The following is a 14,931-nucleotide window of genomic DNA, read 5'->3' on the forward strand; positions in this document are numbered from 1 at the left end:
GCCTCGGGGCGGGGCGCGTCGGCTGCTCAGGCGGTGACGGCGTCCCCGCGGCGGCGGTCGGTGTCGCCGCCGGCGTCGTCGCGCTGGCGGCGCTCGACCTCGACCTGCCAGTTCTGGGTGAACGCGGCGATGGCGAGGACGATGATCACGAGCTGCATCCCGAAGATCAGGATGGTGAGGAAGCCCAGGTCGGCGGAGAGGGCCGCGTCGGCGTAGCCGGGGGCGTCGCGCTCGTACCAGGAACGGACGGAGACGCCGGAGAAGATGGCGACGAACGCGGCGAGGCCGGCCGACATCGGCAGCACGCCGCGGCTCCAGCGCAGGAGCTGGATGACGAAGATGACGTTGAGGGCGACGAAGACGATGTTCAGCGTCTTGGCGTCCTGCATCAGGTGCCAACCGCGGATCGACACGATCAGGATCAGCGCGGACGAGATCAGTAGCGCGACGATCACCAGCACGCGCATGAGCTTGCTCGACGCCTTGTCGCGGTTGGGGTACTCGAGCTTCACGTTTCGCGCCATGCCGTCCGGCAGCCTACACTCCACGACGGCACGTGGCAGCGGTTTCCGACCGCCGGTCGCGTTCCGGCCGAGCGGGCGTGGTGGAATTGGTAGACACGCGGGCTTTAGGTGCCCGTGGCGCAAGCCGTGGGGGTTCGAGTCCCTTCGCCCGCATCGACGTCGGTGGTGCGCCCCGCCGGACGGCTGCGAGTGCCGTTCGGCGCCCGCCGCCGACCGGTCTCAGTCCTCGTCCTGCGGCTTGGTCATCGACCCATGGATCCGGGCGCCGGCGGCGTCGGGCAGGGCGTTGCCCGTGAGCACCTGGCCCTTGTTGCGCAGGCCGACGACCACGTGGTCGTCCCCGTCCATGAGCGCCTTGAAGCCCTGGGCGGCGACCTTGGCCGGGTCGTCCTTCTTGCCCCCGGCGACCTTGGTGTCCTCCATGCCGGCGCGGGCGAAGAACTCCGTGTCGGTCGGACCGGGCTGCAGGGCGGTGACCGTCACGCCGGTCCCCTGGACCTCGACGCGCAGCGCCTCGGCGAACGACTGCACGAAGGCCTTCGACGCGGCGTAGGTGGCGTACCAGGGCCCGGGCATGGAGGCCGCGACCGAGGAGGTGACGAGCACACGGCCCGCCCCGCGGGTGACCATGGCCGGGACGACGAGCCGCGCGAGCCGCACGACGTGGCCGACGTTGAGGTCGATGAGCCGCATGTGGTCCTCGAGGGGCGTCTCGAGGAACGCACCGCCGCCGACGCCCACGCCGGCGTTCAGGGCGAGCGCGTCGACGGGCCGGCCGATGGTCCGGATGCGCAGGGCCAGCTCCTCGGTGCCGGCGGTCGTCGCCAGATCGACGCGGAGCGCCTCGGCGTGCTGGCCCGTACCGCGCAGCTCCTGCGCCACGGCGTCGATGCCGTCGTCCTCCGCGGCGACGAGCACGTCGAAGCCGTTCTGCGCGAACTGCCTGGCCAGCTCGAGGCCGATGCCGCTCGAGGCGCCGGTGACGACGGCGAACCGGTGCGCCGGGTCGGCGGCCTGGGTGGGGATGCCGGGAGTGCTCTCGGAGGTGCTCATGTCCGGCCCCTGCCCGCCGCGCGGCGATCGATAACGGGGGCGGTCCGGGCGTCACGGCGCGCGGTCCCGGGAGCGCATTCGGGTCTGCGGCCGCCGGTTCCTGCGTCGCGAGAACGGGTCGGTCCGTCGCCGCGCCGCGGACCGGGTCGTCCAGCGCCGTTTGCCGTGGGCCCCCCGGGGGCAGATGTCGCCTGTCCGTCCCCTCCGCACTGGAGCACCACCGTGTCCCGTCCCACCCTCGGCCGCTACCTGGCCGGGATCCTGCTCGCACTCGCCGTCGCCCTGGGCTCCGTCGCCCCGGCCTCCGCGAGCGATGCGAGCCTGAAGCAGACCATCAAGAAGCTCGACCGGAGCCTCGAGAAGAAGGCCGGCGCCGTCGCCTTCCCGGAGGACCCCAAGAGCTCGACCTTCGCGAAGGACTACGCCGCCGCCACGGCCAAGCTCGACAAGCTGCTCGCGTCGTACCGCTCCGGCATCGCCGACGAGCGCGGCTCGACGAGCAAGGGCCGCCAGGCCCGCAAGCTCCTGATGAGCGCCACGAGCGGGCTCCGCACGTGGCTGAAGACGCTGACCGGTGTCGTGACCCGCACCCCCGCCGGCGAGGACGCCTCGGCCGCGGACCAGGCGAAGCTCAAGGACGCCGCGAAGGGCTTCAAGAAGGCCCTGAAGGACAACACCCGTGCCTACAAGCTGCTCGGCATGAAGGCGCCGGAGCCCAGCGTCCCGGGCGAGGACGGCACCACCGCCGTCTGACCCCGGACCGCGGGCCCGCCCGCCGTCCGCCCGTCCTACGTCGCCGGCCCGCCCGGGCCGGCGGACGCCGCGCCCCGCGCGATCTCGTCGCCCACCGTCAGGCCGGCGACGAGGTCCGCGTGCGCCTGACGCAGCACCGCGGAGGCGCGGTCCTCGAACTCTTCCGCGTCGTCGTGGGGGAGCACGCGCAGGCCCACGAAGCGGACGGCCGCGCCACCGTCGCACAGCTCGACGTCGTGGACGTCGAGCGCCGCCTTCCAGCGCGAGGCGACGATCATCCGGCCGTCGTCCGACAGCGGGCCCAGCTCCGCGGGCACCTCGACGTCGTGGCGGCCGCCGGGGGCGGGGGACACGCGCTTCGCGATCCAGATCAGCCAGGGCTCGGCGGACACGGCGGCGACCCTAGCGCCCCGGCGGACCGCCCGACAGGCGGCCGCGGCGGCGATACTGCGCGCGTGAGCGAGCGCAACGTCCTCGGAGGCCCGCTCGAGCGTTGCGGCACGGATCCCATGACCGGGTTCCTCCGCGACGGCTCGTGCACCGCCGACCCGCAGGACCCCGGCAGCCACACGATCTGCGCCGTGGTCACCGAGGAGTTCCTCCGCTTCCAGCGCGAGATCGGCAACGACCTCAGCACGCCGCGGCCGCGGTGGGGATTCCCCGGCCTGGTGCCGGGCGACCGCTGGTGCGTGACGACGGCGAACTGGCTGCGCGCGCACCGCTCGGGCGCGGCGGCGTTCGTCGTCCTCGCCTGCACGCACGAGGAGGCGCTCGACCTCGTGCCCCTCGCGGTGCTGCGCGAGCACGCCGTCGACGTGCCGGCCGACCCGGGCGACCTGCTGGCCTAAGGGCCCTCGGCGGTGCCGGTCCCGTACCGGCCTCAGTGCTTCGGGGCGGCGCGTGCGTCGTGCGCGCGCAGCACGGGCGCCACGCGCACCGCCTCCGCGGTCACGGGCGCGACGACGGACGACATTGCCGTGCGTCGCGCTGATCCTCGCCGGTCCCGACGGCCGAGGGCCCGCTGCGCGGCGATGACGCGCTGGAGCTCCTGGGCCGTCACGACGGCGTCCGCTCGATCCCTGGCCAGCATGGACCACGTCTACCCCGTACGTCGAAGGTCGTAACGTGGTGTTCGGGCGGCGGGGCCGCGTCCGTGGCGTTCGGCCGTCTGGCGGAGTTCCACCACGTCCCGCCCGAGGTATAACTGCGGAAGACCTGTACCGGGACCCGTGCGCGCGCTCGGGGACCAGATGTTGCGGCGCACCATCAGAGACCGTCCGTCGTCCTCCTCCGCCACCTCCCGCACCCGCACGACGGGGGACGATGGTGCGGTGGACCGCACCCCGCCCGGCGGCGCGAGCCCGGGGGGCCGGTGGTGGCGCGACGTCATCGCGGCCCGGGTGGTCCTGCTGCTCGTCGCGATGGCGGTGGTGCTCATCGGGCCCGCGGGCCCGTGGACCTGGCCGGCGATCGGCGTCGTGGCGGCGTGGGTCGCCGTCACCGGGGTCGTCGCCTGGCGGGCCGCATCCGGCGACGGCACGCGGCGGGCGATCGGCGTCCCCGTCGCGTTCATCGACGTGCTCGTGATCCTCGCCGGCGTCGCCACGACCGGGGGCACCGAGTCGGACATGCGCTGGCTGCTCCTGGCGGTCCCGGCGACGTGGGCCGCGATCGCGACCCCGTCCTTCGTGCTCCTGGCCGGCTCGGCCGCCGTCGGCTACGCCGTCGTGGCGGCCACCGACCTCGGGGCGGAGGGGGCGCTCGAGACCGCCGTCCGGTTCCTCGTCCTCTACGCCGGGGCGACGGTCTTCGCGCGTCTGGCCGCGAAGGGGCACGCCCGCGCCGACGCGATGCGCCTGACCCTCGAGCGTTCGCGAGCGGAGCACGCCGAGGAGCTCGCGGCCCGGGAGCGCCTGCACCACGAGCGCCTCACCGCACGCCTGCACGACGGACCGCTGCAGCTCGTCTCGAGCGCGTACCAGGACATCGAGGAGCACCGGGCGGGGGAGGAGATCGACTTCGCGCTCGTCAGCGACACGCTCCAGCGCAGCATCGCGGCGATGCGCGACATGACCCGCGACCTCTACGCCTCCGTGCTCGACGACGCGGGTCTGGCGGCGGCGCTCGGGCACGCCGCGGCGCAGGTGCAGCAGCAGGGCGGACCGCCGGTCACCGTCGAGGTGGGCGTCTCGTCCTCAGGGGCGCACGACGGCCTCCTGGTCGCGGCCACGCACGAGCTGCTCACGAACGTCCGCAAGCACGCGCACGCGACCCATGCGAGCGTCGTGGTCTCGCGCGGACCGGACGGCACGATCGTCCTGGCGGTCCGCGACGACGGCGTGGGGATGACGCCGGAGGACCGGGCGGACGCCATCGCGCGCGGCCACATCGGGCTCGACGCCACCGGTCGTCGCGTCGCGAGCGCGGGCGGGCGGGTCCGCTACGACGACGGCGAGCCGGGGACGACGGTCGTCGTGCTCGTCCCGGAGGCGCCCGACGCGCAGGGCGCCCCGGCCTGAGTGGCCGGCAGCTCGTCGTTTGACGCCGCCGCGGCGGGGGCACTTGAGAGACATGCCTCCCCGCGTCGTCGACGTCCCGACCAGCGCCCCGGGGGTCCTCGCCGCCACGGCGCCGCGCACGCTCTCCGTCCCCACCGTCGTGGGCATCGGCACGGCGCTGCCGCCCACCCGCACGCAGGCCGAGGCGTGGGACGGGTTCTTCAAGGAGCACTTCGGCGGCCGGACGGTGCCGGAGCAGATCTTCATGAACAGCGGGGTCGAGACCCGCCACGGCGCGGTCGACCCGTTCGAGGAGGACGTCCGCGAGTGGGGGACGGAGCGACGGATGCAGCGGTTCCTCGAGGAGGGCCTGCCGCTGGGGCGCGAGGCGATCGAGGCGTGCATCGCCGACGCCGGCATCGACCGGGCCGACATCGGGCAGCTCACCGTCGTCTCGTGCACGGGCTACGCCACTCCGGGCCTCGACATCCTGCTCGCGCGCGACCTGGGCCTGGACGACAGCGTCCAGCGGCTGCACATCGGCCACATGGGCTGCTACGCCGCCGTCCCGGGACTGGCGGCGGTCTCGGACGCCACCGCGGCCCGCGACAAGGTCTCGATCATGCTCTGCCTGGAGCTGACGTCGCTGCACCTGCAGCCGCCGACGCGCAACCTCGAGCAGGTCGTGGCGCACGCGCTCTTCTCCGACGCCGCGGTCGCCACGGCGGTGGCGCCGAACGCGCCGAAGGGCTTCGAGGTCGTCGACTTCGTCGCTCGGACGGACGTCGAGCACATGGGCAAGATGCGCTGGGACATCACGGACCGCGGGTTCCTGATGTCGCTTTCGTCGAAGGTCCCGAAGGTGCTCGAGAAGCACGTCGCGGGCGTCGTCGATGAGCTGCTCGCGCCCCGCGGCCTGACGCCGGAGGACGTGCGCGGCTGGGCCGTGCACCCCGGCGGCCCGCGCATCATCGACGTGGTCTGCGAGCGCCTGGGCCTGCCCGAGGAGGAGCTCGAGGAGACCGCCGCCGTCCTGCGCGACCACGGCAACTGCTCGTCGGCGACCGTCCTGATGGTGCTCGACCGCATCCGTCAGCGGCGCGACCTCGCCGACGGCGACCCGGTGATCTTCATGGCGTTCGGGCCGGGCCTGACGCTCTACGCCGCGCTGCTGCGCGTCCGCGCCTGACCCGGCGGGTGCTAGGCCGCGGGCGGTCCCGCGTGGCCCGCGGCGTGCTCGGCCGGCGTCCTGCCCGTGCCGGGTGCCCCCGCGTCCTTCACGCCGACGCCCTGGTAGACCGCGGCGAGCGAGCCCGTGCGGACCATCTCCACCCGCTGGGAGCGCCCGAGCGCGAAGCCCGCGAACGCCCGTGCGGCGGGGCGGATGCCGTGCACCCACAGCGTGACGCCATGACGCGCGCACAGCGCCTGCAGCCGTGCGGGGTCGACGAACAGCGCCGGGTCGTGGCAGGCCGGCGGCGGACCGCCGTGGATCCGCTCACCGATCGTCACGAGGACCAGCCGCGCGAGGGGCGTCTGGTTGATCGTGTCGCAGACGAACGTGCCACCCGGGCGCAGGACGCGCAGCGCCTCGGCGACCGTTCCTTCGAGGTCGGTGACGTGCTCGAGGATCTCGCCGGCGACGACGACGTCGAAGCTCGCGTCGGCGAACGGCAGGTCCGCCGCGTCGGCCTTGACCGCGTGGACGCCGTGCGCCTCGGCGACCGCGAGGCCCGGCTCGGACAGGTCCACGCCGACGTGCTCGTAGCCGTGGACGTGCGGCGCGAGCAGGCCACCGCCGCAGCCGACGTCGAGCAGCCGGCCGCCCCCGGCGGGCGCCGGGGGGATGAGCTGCGCGCGGCTGCGGGCGAGCCAGTGCAGGGAGCAGAACGGGCCGAGCGGATCCCACCACCGGTCGGCGAGGTCGTCGTACTGCCGCAGGTCGTTCGGGGCGCGGCGCGGGGGCTCGGGGCTCACCCGGCGAGCCTAGCGGCGCGCGGGGCCGGCGTCTCGCGTCGTCGCCCGTCGCGGGGTGCGTGCGCCGCGGGAGTCACGCCACGCCCGCCGGCCCTAGGGTGGCGCGGGTGAGCGGCGCCGCCCCCGATCCCGTCGTCGTGGTCGGCCTCGGTCCCGTCGGCGCGACGGTCGCGCTGTTGCTGGCGGGGCAGGGCGTGCGGGTGGTGGCGGTCGAGCGCGACGAGGCGGTCTACCCGCATCCCCGCGCCGTCGCGCTCGACGACGACGCCCTGCGGGTGCTGCACGCGGCCGGTGCGCTCGACGGCCTGAGCCTGCGTGCCGGCGACACCGTGCGGCTGCGCGGCGCCGACGGCGGGCCGCTCGTCGTGCTGCCGCCGCCCCCGACGACCACGGGCCACCCGGCGCTGGCGTTCTTCCGGCAGCCCGAGCTCGAGCGGCTGCTGCGGGCGCGGCTGGCCGTCGAGCCGCTCGTCGAGGTGCGCCTGGGCGTCGAGGTCGCGGCGGTCCGGCAGGACGGGCGTGGCGCGACGCTCACGGTGCGGGCCGCCGACGGAGGCGGTGGCGAGGAGACGGTCCGGGCCTCCTACGTGCTGGCGTGCGACGGCGGGCGCAGCGCGATCCGCCGGGGCCTGGGGATCCGGCTCGTGGGGCGCACGTCGGGGCAGCGCTGGCTCGTCGTCGACACGGCGGCACCTGTCCCGCCGCGGGCGCCCGTCGCCTCGGCCGTCGCGGGTCCGGCGCAGGCCGGGGTCGCGCCGACCGCTCCGGGCTCGGCGCCCGCGCCGGCCGCGTTCGCCCCGGAGGACTTCGAGTTCGTCTGCGACCCCCGGCGACCCTGGGTGCACGGCCCGCTGCCGGGCGGCGAGCACCGGTGGGAGTTCCTGCTCGGGCCGGGGGAGGACGCCGCGGCGATCGAGCGGTCCGGGGTCGTCGCCGACCTCCTGAGCGCCCGGCTCGGCGGGCCGGCCCCGGCGGTGCGGCGGGCCGCGGTCTACGTCTTTCATGCCCGCGTCGCCGCACGCTGGCGGGTCGGGCGGATCCTGCTCCTGGGCGACGCGGCGCACCTGGCGCCGCCGTTCGCGGGGCAGGGTCTCGGGGCGGGGCTGCGCGACGCGCACAACCTCGCGTGGAAGGTCGCGGTCGTCGTGCGCGACGAGGCGGCCGCGGGGGTCCTCGACTCCTACGCCGCCGAGCGCCGGCCGCACGTCGTCCGGATGACCGTGCTGGCCGAGGCCCTGGGCGCCGTGGTCCAGCTGCGCCGTCGGCGCGCGGCCCGGGTGCGCGACGGGGTGATGCGCGCCCTCGCCCGCCGGGCCGGGGTGCAGGCCTGGGTCGCCCGCGGGGGCTGGAAGCCGCCCTCGGCGATCCGCCGCGGTCTGGTGGCGTCCGGGGCCCACGGGTGGCGCGCGGGCGAGCCGCTGCCCCAGGGGCCCGGGGCGCCGCCGGTCGGACCGGGCTGGAGCTGGGCCGGCGGCGATGCGTCCGCAGTGGCCGCGTCGTCGTCTCCGCCCGCTTCACCCGTGTGGCCCGGCAGCACAGATGCCGTCACTGCGGCGTGGCTCGCCCCGGCCCACGCCGCTCTCGTGCGGCCCGACGGCGTCGTCTTCGGGACGGCGGAGCGCGGCGGCGAGGACGCCCTGCGGCGCGCGGCGGAGGCGGCGCTGGGCGGCCCGCTGGCCGGTCTCGCGCCGCCGCCCGACGGCGCCCGCGCCGCGGGTCGGCCGGGACCGCCCGGCGTCACCCCGCCGCGAACCCCACGGTGATCAGCCCTGCCGCGACCGCCCCGGCGACCGACCGCACGTGGTTGGCGAGCGTCCAGTCCCGGGCGTAGGCGGCCCACCGCGCGGCGGCGTCGGCCGCGTGCGGGTCGGCGGCCGCGAGCGCGTCGTTCAGCGGCACGCTGCGCACGACGGTCACGCCGAAGACGCCGACGACGAAGAGCACGCCCCCGGCGATCAGCCACGGGGACTCCGGGGCGCCACGGCGGGCCAGGCCGAGGACGACCAGGCCGCCGCACGCGGCGGTCGAGCCGAGCAGCAGCGTCATGAACGCCGGGGTCACCGCGGCGCGGTTGATCTCCTGCATCGCCACCGTCGAGGCCGCGGGCGCCAGCCGGTTCAGCGCGGGCATCACGAAGGTCGAGAACGCGGCCAGCGCACCCGCCGACAGACCGCAGCCGACGGCGGTGAGCAGCGTCGCCGCCGCCGGGAGGCCGGTCATCGGACCGGCTCCGCCGCCGTCGTGGTCGGTCCCGCGCCCGCTGCCGCGCCCGCTGAGAACGCGCCCGCCGCCGCGGCGTCGCGCGCGAACGCCGCGAAGCTCCGCGGCGGCCGGCCGAGGGCCCGGAGGACGCCGTCGGCCGGGGTCGCGTTGCGGCCGTCGAGGACCTCGGTGAACAGGTAGGTCATGAGCCCGACGACCTCGGGCGGTACGCCGTCCGCCGTCAGGGCGCCGGTGAACGCGTCGAGCGGGATCGGGACGAACGCGACGTCGCGGCCCGACGCCCCCGCGACGGCCGCGACCGCCTCATGGAACGTGAGCGCCTCCGGGCCCGTGACGACGTACGTCTCGCCGGCGTGGCCGTCCTCCGTGAGCGCGGCGACGGCGACGTCCGCCACGTCGTCGAGGTCGACGAACGGCTCGCGGACGCCGCCGGCGACGGGCAGGGCGAGCTCGCCCTGCAGGACGGGGTCGAGGAAGAAGCTCTCGCTGAAGTTCTGTGCGAACCAGCTCGACCGCACCACGGTGCACGGCACGCCGACGGCGCGGACGAGCTCCTCGGCGCGCTGGGCCTCGGTCTCGCCGCGGCCCGAGAGCAGCACGAGCCGCTCGACGCCGGCGGCGGCCGCGCGGGCGGCGAACGCGGCGACGGTCTCGGCGGCACCGGGCACGGCCAGGTCCGGGACGTACGCCAGGTACGCGGCGGTGCAGCCGCGCAGCGCCGCGTCCCACGTGCTCGCGTCGTCCCAGTCGAACGCCGGCGTGGTGGTGCGCGAGCCGCTCCGCACGGCGAAGCCGCGGGATCGCAGGCGTTCGGTGACCCGCCGGCCGGTCTTGCCGGTGGCGCTCGTGACGAGGACCAGGGCGTCGCGGGACGGGGCGACCGCGGTCGGGGTGGAGGCGCGCGGCCCGGCTGCGCCTTGCGGTCCGTGGGCGGCGTGCGGTACGGCGGCGGCGTCGGCCCTGGCGGCGGCGTCCGCCTCGGCGGCGGGCGTTCCGGAAGGCGTGGGGTCCTGCGGGGTGTGGGTCATGGGGACGATCCAACCACCGCGGAGCGAGACGGAGAATGGCCTCAACTCGCAAATCCATGTGTCAGCGTCTACGCTGCGCCCCATGGACGCCGTGGCGGGACTGCTCGACGGGCCGCGGGCGCGCGGCGCGTTCCTCCTGCGCTCGGTCCTCGAGCCGCCGTGGGCGCTGCGCGTGCAGGACGAGGCGCCGCTCACGGTCGTGGCCGTCGTGCGCGGGACCGCGTGGCTGCTGCCCGACGACGGCGAGGCGGCGCGGTTGGTCGAGGGCGACGTCGCCGTCCTCCGGGGCCCCGGCGCCTACCGCGTGGCGGACGACCCGGCGACCGCGCCCCAGGCCGTCATCCATCCCGGCCAGCGGTGCACCACGCCCGACGGGACGGAGACGGTGCGGTTGACCGGCCAGGGCGTGCGGGCGTGGGGGACGGGGCAGGACGGCGAGACGGTCCTGCTCACCGGCACGTACGAGCATCGTGCCGAGGTCAGCGAGCGCCTGCTGCGGGCGCTGCCGGCGGTGCTCGTGCTGCGCGAGGCGGAGTGGGACTGCCCGCTCGTCCCGCTCTTGGCGGGCGAGATCGGGAAGGACGAGCCGGGGCAGGAGGCCGTGCTGGATCGCCTGCTCGACCTGCTGCTGATCGCGGTGCTGCGCGCGTGGTTCGCCCGGCCCGAGGCCGACGCCCCGGGCTGGTACCGGGCGCACGCGGATCCCGTGGTCGGTCCCGCGCTGCGGCTGCTGCACGACGCGCCGGAGCGGTCGTGGACCGTCGCGAACCTCGCCCGCGAGGTCGGCGCGTCGCGGGCGGCGCTGGCGCGACGGTTCGGCGAGCTCGTCGGCGAGCCGCCCATGACGTTCCTCACGAGTTGGCGGATCGCCCTCGCCGCCGACCTGCTGCTCGAGCCGGGCGCCACCGTCGGCTCCGTCGCCCCACGGGTCGGCTACGGCAGCGCGTTCGCCCTCAGCACGGCGTTCAAGCGTCTGCGGGGCATGAGCCCGCAGGCGTGGCGGGCGCGGGCCGCGGCTCCCGGGGAGGCCTCTCCCGTCGGCGGCGCGGGAGACGTCCTCGAGGCGGGCGCGGAAGACGCCACCGCGGCCGCCGGTAGCGTGGCCGCATGAGCGACCGCGCCGCGATCCCCGTCCGCCCGCTGCGCGAGAGCGACCGCGAGGCGTGGGGCGCGCTCTGGGACGGCTACCTGGCGTTCTACGAGGAGGACCTCGACCCGCAGGTGACCGAGGTGAGCTTCGCGCGGCTGTGTGCGGGTGACGGCGTCTTCGGGTTCGTCGCCTGCGACGCGGACGACCGGCCGATCGGCCTGGTCCACGCGATGCTGCACCCGTCGACGTGGTCGCCCGGCGGCTACTGCTACCTCGAGGACCTCTTCGTCGGCCCGGACGCCCGCACGGGCGGCGTCGGGCGCGCCCTGATCGAGACCGTCGCGACCGAGGCCCGGCGCCGCGGCGCCACCAAGCTCTACTGGCAGACGGACCACGACAACGCCCGCGCCCGCGCGCTCTATGACCAGGTCGCGACGCTGGAGAAGGTCGTCCTCTACGGCCGTGAGCTCGGGGGCGACGCACCTGCGGGGTAGCGTGCGGGCCATGCACCAGGCGCGCGTCGAGCAGACGCCCGAAGGCTTGATCCCCGCCGACGACGGTTGGTGGGTCCTGAACCTCGAGGAGATCGCGTGGGACCACGCCGAGGACGGCGGCAGGTGGTGCGCGTTCGAGTCGCCGCAGGCACCGTCGCCGACCCTCGGCATCGGCGTGCACGTGCTGCAGCCGGGCGAGGCGAACGGCAAGTACCACCTGGAGGACGACGAGGAGAGCTTCCTCGTGCTCGCCGGCGAGTGCCTGCTCATCGTCGAGGGCGAGGAGCGGCGGATGCGGCAGTGGGACGTCTTCCACTGCCCGCCCGGCACGGCCCACATCACCGTCGGGGCGGGGGACGGGCCGTGCGCGATCCTCATGGCGGGCACGCGCACGGCGGCGGGCGTCACGACCTATCCGCCCGACGCGGTGGCGGCGCGGTACGGCGCCGACGTGCCGGAGGAGACGACCGACCCGAGGGTCGCCTACGCCGGCCGGCCGCCGATCGAGCGGGCGACCTCGCCGTGGGCGTCGGTCGTCGCCGAGGCGTCCGCCCCCGAGGGCGCGCACCCCGAGCCGTCCGCCTCCGGGGACGCGAACGCCGACCCGTCCCCAGACGACCTGCGCCGGCAGGTCGCCGTGCTCTCCGCCGCGCTCGGCATGCGGGAGCCGCTGTGGGACGTCCCGCCGATCGTCCGGCAGCACGTACGGGACGGGGAGCTCGTCAAGGCCGTGCGGGAGCTCCGGCGTGGGGTGCCCGGCAGGATCGGCCTACTCGAGGCCAAGCGGATGGTCGACGCGCTGGGAGAGCGCTCGACCTGAGGGCCGGCCGCACGCCCGTGCGAAGGCGGGCGCCGGCCGGCGCCCGGGACGAGCCGGCGAGCCGCCGACCGGACCGCCCGGGCGGGCGAGAACGCCGCCTGGGTGGCGCTAGAACGCCACCCCGGCCGTGTCCTCCGCAGACCCGATCGGCACGACCCGGCTGCCGAGCGGCACGAGGCTGACCGGGATCAGCTTGAAGTTGGCGATCCCGAACGGGATGCCGATGATCGTCAGGCACAGCGCCACGCCGGTGATCAGGTGCCCGAGCGCGAGCCACCAGCCGGCCAGCAGGATCCACAGCACGTTGCCGACGCCGGATGCGACCCCCGCGCCCCGGGCGGGGACGAGGGTGCGGCCGAACGGCCACAGGCAGAACCCGGCGATCCGGAACGCCGCGAGGCTGAAGGGGATCGTGACGATCGGGATCAGCAGCAGCAGGCCCGCGGCGACGTACCCGACGGCCATCCAGAACCCCGCGAGGACGAGCCAGAGGACGTTGAGTACGAGGCGCATGGGACCAGCGTACGCTGCGCGGGCCGGAGTCGATCGGCCGCCGGTCCATGCGCGTTGACGGCGTTCATCGTCGGGGCGACACTCCGCGGCATGTCCACCCCGCCCGTCCGCCGCGGCCGCGTGCTGCGCCATCTCAACCCCGCCACCGTCATGAGCGCCACCGCGTTGTTCGTCGCTCTCGGAGGCACGAGCTACGCCGCGATCACCCTGCCGGCGAAGTCCGTCGGGCCCCGGGAGCTGCGCTCCGGGGCCGTGAGCGCACCGAAGCTCAGGACCGGGGCCGTGACGTCGGCCAAGGTGCGGGACGGCAGCCTGCGCGCGCGCGACTTCCGCGCCGGGGAGCTGCCCGAACCGGATCGCGGCGCGACCGGATCGCAGGGTCCGGCCGGCCCCGCCGGCGCGACGGGACCGCGCGGCGCCGACGGCCCCGCGGGCCCGAGCGGACGCGCCGGTGACCCCGGGCCGGCCGGCCCACGGGGCGAGGCGGGACCGGCCGGCGAGCCGGGCGCGCCGGGGCCCCGCGGCGAGGCCGGCGCCACGGGTGCGCGCGGACCCGTCGGGCCCTCGGCATCGGCGGGCCGGTCGGTCGTCAGCGGGACCACCACGCAGCCCGGTGAGGTGACCACGGTCGTGACGGAGGTCCTCGACGTCCCGGACGGCGCCGCCGCGATGACGATCGCGGCGAACGTCCTGGTGGCGACGAACCAGGGGGCGGCGCGCTCCGAGTGCCGGGTGGCGGTGGACGGGCAGCCCCTGGGGTCGGAGGTCGTCGTCACGCACGAGGACCTCGAGGTGGCACAGCTCTCCACGGACCGCCGCGTCGCCGTCGCGCCCGGCGAGCACGCTGTCGCGGTTCGGTGCTCGTCGAACCGCGCGTCGAACTTCGGCCGGGGCGAGATCGTGCTCACCGCCACGGGATGAGCGCCCTCAGAGCACCGGCGCCTTCGGCAGGCACGGAGCCGTCCGCTGGGCCTCGGGCTCCAGGCCGTTGCGCACGAGGCCGGCGGTGCGCGGGCCGTAGCTCATGCTCAGGTGGTCGCTCAGGTCGATCGGGCAGCCGTCCTGGATCGTGACGTTCCGGACGGTCGCGCCCGGCCCGGCGGTGAGGAAGGTCGACCGGTACGGGGTGGTCACCTGGTCGTACCGCGTGGCGATCACGGTGTAGTCGACGCCAGGGACCGTGTCGCCGCCCGCGTTGAGGGTCTGCAGGAAGCTCGAGCCCCGGATCTGCTGGGTGGCGGCGGTGCCGAGCAGCGGCTCGGACGCGCCGAGCAGGCCGAAGGTCTGCGCGAACGTCGCGATCCCCGACAGCGTCGTGCCGTGGTGCGTTGCGCCGAGCGTGACGAGACGCTTGACGACGTTCTGCGCCGGATCCGCCGGGTTGGCGCCGCCGTTGAACCGTAGGTACTGCCGGGCGAGCAGGCCGCCCTGGGAGTGGCCGACGATGTCGACCTGTGCCGCCCCGGTCCAGCCGCGGACCTGCGTGACGTAGCTCGCGAGCTCGGCGGCCGAGTCACGAATGTCGCCCGTGCCCTTCAGCGACGGCAGGTACGACGCGGGGCTGCGGGCGTCGTCGCCGTAGTTCAGTGCGAAGACGCAGTAGCCGGCGCTCTTCAGCCGCGGGCCGAGCGAGGCCCAGTTGTCGTAGCGGTTCTCCCACGTGCCGTGGACGAGCACGACGGGCCGCGGACGCGCCGCGGTCGGCTTGCACGTCGGGTCGTTCGCACCCGGCGTGTCGAGCTCGGGCGCGACGAGCGAGGTGGCGAACGCGGCGGCGAAGCTCTCCGTCCGCGGGCCGGTGGCGGCCTGCGCCGCCCCGGCTGAGCCGGCGGTGATCGAGCCGGCGATGGCGACGGCGAGGACGGTCCGGCGGACTGACGGCATGGGGACTCCTTGGGCGGCGGGCCGGGAGCCGCGACGGCGTCGACCCTGGGGCGGGGTGGGCGCGCCGGACAGGC

The 14,931-nt window shown here is 75.9% G+C and carries 18 protein-coding genes and 1 tRNA gene; 10 read left to right on the plus strand and 9 right to left on the minus strand.

Annotation, left to right across the window (positions count from 1 at the left end; translation table 11 throughout):
- Positions 1-26: 26 nt before the first annotated feature.
- Positions 27-524, minus strand: coding sequence for a hypothetical protein (locus F593_RS0117005; RefSeq protein ID WP_022929953.1), 498 nt, complete (start codon positions 522-524; stop codon positions 27-29).
- 71 nt (positions 525-595) lie between these two features.
- Between F593_RS0117005 and F593_RS0117010 the strand changes: the two genes are divergently transcribed.
- Positions 596-677 (plus strand) — tRNA-Leu (locus F593_RS0117010).
- Positions 678-743: 66 nt separating this feature from the next.
- Here F593_RS0117010 and F593_RS0117015 read toward each other — a convergent pair.
- On the minus strand, positions 744-1,577 hold the full coding sequence (locus F593_RS0117015; protein ID WP_022929954.1) for an SDR family NAD(P)-dependent oxidoreductase: 834 nt from the start codon (positions 1,575-1,577) through the stop codon (positions 744-746).
- A 222-nt stretch (positions 1,578-1,799) separates the two neighbouring features.
- On the opposite strand from F593_RS0117015, the gene F593_RS0117020 reads away from it, so the two are divergent.
- A complete protein-coding gene (locus F593_RS0117020) occupies positions 1,800-2,330 on the plus strand; it encodes a hypothetical protein (RefSeq protein ID WP_022929955.1) in 531 nt (176 codons plus the stop codon).
- A 35-nt stretch (positions 2,331-2,365) separates the two neighbouring features.
- Here F593_RS0117020 and F593_RS0117025 read toward each other — a convergent pair whose 3' ends face one another.
- Entirely contained in the window at positions 2,366-2,722 is a 357-nt protein-coding gene (locus tag F593_RS0117025; protein WP_022929956.1) for a hypothetical protein, read from the minus strand.
- Between the two features lie 63 nt (positions 2,723-2,785).
- Here F593_RS0117025 and F593_RS0117030 point away from each other — a divergent pair, with 63 nt between their 5' ends.
- Entirely contained in the window at positions 2,786-3,178 is a 393-nt protein-coding gene (locus tag F593_RS0117030) for a DUF2237 family protein (protein ID WP_022929957.1), read from the plus strand.
- Positions 3,179-3,210: 32 nt separating this feature from the next.
- Here F593_RS0117030 and F593_RS30015 read toward each other — a convergent pair whose 3' ends face one another.
- Positions 3,211-3,420, minus strand: a complete 210-nt coding sequence (locus F593_RS30015) for a hypothetical protein (RefSeq protein ID WP_157251911.1) — start codon at positions 3,418-3,420, stop codon at positions 3,211-3,213.
- Positions 3,421-3,661: 241 nt separating this feature from the next.
- Between F593_RS30015 and F593_RS0117040 the strand changes: the two genes are divergently transcribed.
- Entirely contained in the window at positions 3,662-4,849 is a 1,188-nt protein-coding gene (locus F593_RS0117040; protein WP_022929959.1) for a sensor histidine kinase, read from the plus strand.
- A gap of 52 nt (positions 4,850-4,901) precedes the next feature.
- Positions 4,902-6,017, plus strand: a complete 1,116-nt coding sequence (locus tag F593_RS0117045) for a type III polyketide synthase (RefSeq protein ID WP_022929960.1) — start codon at positions 4,902-4,904, stop codon at positions 6,015-6,017.
- An 11-nt stretch (positions 6,018-6,028) separates the two neighbouring features.
- On the opposite strand, the gene F593_RS26135 is transcribed toward F593_RS0117045, so the two are convergent.
- On the minus strand, positions 6,029-6,805 hold the full coding sequence (locus F593_RS26135) for a methyltransferase domain-containing protein (protein WP_022929961.1): 777 nt from the start codon (positions 6,803-6,805) through the stop codon (positions 6,029-6,031).
- 107 nt (positions 6,806-6,912) lie between these two features.
- On the opposite strand from F593_RS26135, the gene F593_RS26140 reads away from it, so the two are divergent.
- Positions 6,913-8,568, plus strand: a complete 1,656-nt coding sequence (locus F593_RS26140) for an FAD-dependent monooxygenase (protein WP_022929962.1) — start codon at positions 6,913-6,915, stop codon at positions 8,566-8,568.
- Here F593_RS26140 and F593_RS0117060 read toward each other — a convergent pair.
- Positions 8,543-9,025: an anthrone oxygenase family protein gene (locus tag F593_RS0117060; protein WP_022929963.1), complete on the minus strand. Its 483-nt coding sequence runs from the start codon at positions 9,023-9,025 to the stop codon at positions 8,543-8,545. The two genes, F593_RS26140 and F593_RS0117060, sit on opposite strands and share 26 nt — an antisense overlap.
- On the minus strand, positions 9,022-10,056 hold the full coding sequence (locus F593_RS26145; RefSeq protein WP_022929964.1) for an NmrA family NAD(P)-binding protein: 1,035 nt from the start codon (positions 10,054-10,056) through the stop codon (positions 9,022-9,024). Before F593_RS26145 ends, F593_RS0117060 begins: the two co-directional genes overlap by 4 nt.
- An 82-nt stretch (positions 10,057-10,138) precedes the next feature.
- Between F593_RS26145 and F593_RS26150 the strand changes: the two genes are divergently transcribed.
- Genes F593_RS26150 through F593_RS28705 form a run of 3 tightly spaced genes read left to right on the plus strand, consistent with a single transcriptional unit; the run spans position 10,139 to position 12,460 of the window.
- Entirely contained in the window at positions 10,139-11,167 is a 1,029-nt protein-coding gene (locus tag F593_RS26150; RefSeq protein WP_084630149.1) for an AraC family transcriptional regulator, read from the plus strand.
- Complete coding sequence (locus F593_RS26155; RefSeq protein ID WP_022929966.1) at positions 11,164-11,640, plus strand: GNAT family N-acetyltransferase; 477 nt, start codon at positions 11,164-11,166, stop codon at positions 11,638-11,640. The genes F593_RS26150 and F593_RS26155 overlap by 4 nt, the downstream gene beginning before the upstream one ends.
- Positions 11,641-11,650: 10 nt before the next feature.
- Positions 11,651-12,460 carry a cupin domain-containing protein gene (locus F593_RS28705; RefSeq protein WP_022929967.1) on the plus strand — a complete coding sequence of 270 codons (810 nt, stop codon included), beginning with the start codon at positions 11,651-11,653 and terminating at the stop codon, positions 12,458-12,460.
- Positions 12,461-12,568: 108 nt separating this feature from the next.
- Here F593_RS28705 and F593_RS0117085 read toward each other — a convergent pair whose 3' ends face one another.
- Complete coding sequence (locus F593_RS0117085; protein WP_022929968.1) at positions 12,569-12,973, minus strand: YccF domain-containing protein; 405 nt, start codon at positions 12,971-12,973, stop codon at positions 12,569-12,571.
- Between the two features lie 90 nt (positions 12,974-13,063).
- Between F593_RS0117085 and F593_RS31120 the strand changes: the two genes are divergently transcribed.
- Entirely contained in the window at positions 13,064-13,894 is an 831-nt protein-coding gene (locus tag F593_RS31120; RefSeq protein WP_022929969.1) for a collagen-like domain-containing protein, read from the plus strand.
- 6 nt (positions 13,895-13,900) lie between these two features.
- Here F593_RS31120 and F593_RS0117095 read toward each other — a convergent pair whose 3' ends face one another.
- Entirely contained in the window at positions 13,901-14,857 is a 957-nt protein-coding gene (locus tag F593_RS0117095) for an esterase/lipase family protein (RefSeq protein WP_022929970.1), read from the minus strand.
- Positions 14,858-14,931 lie beyond the last annotated feature (74 nt).

This window comes from Patulibacter americanus DSM 16676 (assembly GCF_000420025.1).
Lineage (GTDB): Bacteria > Actinomycetota > Thermoleophilia > Solirubrobacterales > Solirubrobacteraceae > Patulibacter > Patulibacter americanus.